Source organism: Faecalibacterium sp. DFI.5.82, assembly GCF_029076575.1.
Lineage (GTDB): Bacteria > Bacillota > Clostridia > Oscillospirales > Ruminococcaceae > Faecalibacterium > Faecalibacterium duncaniae.
In genome coordinates this window covers 1-308 of sequence record NZ_JARFIS010000580.1, presented here as the reverse complement: position 1 = coordinate 308, position 308 = coordinate 1, and the positions used below count along the sequence as shown (strand labels likewise).

1 pseudogene is annotated in these 308 nt (G+C 62.0%); it reads left to right on the top strand.

The features are described from left to right. Window positions 1–308 (top strand): annotated as a pseudogene (locus P0G09_RS17975) (Rid family detoxifying hydrolase); the annotation flags it as partial.

Here is a 308-nt window from a genome sequence, read left to right as displayed (position 1 = left end):
GCTCCCGGCGCGATCGGCCCCTACTCCCAGGGCTTCATCGCAGGCGGTTTTTTCTACACCTCCGTCCAGATCCCTGTGAACCCCGCAGACGGCACTGTGCCCGAAGGCATCGCCTCCCAGACCGAGCAGAGCTGCTAGAACGTGGGTGCGATCCTGGAAGCCGCCGGTTCCGGCTACGACAAGGTCATCAAGACCACCTGCTTCCTGGCCGATATAGCCGACTTTGCCGCCTTCAACGAGGTCTACGCAAAGTATTTTACCTCCAAGCCCGCCCGCAGCTGCGTTGCCGTCAAGGATCTGCCCAAGGG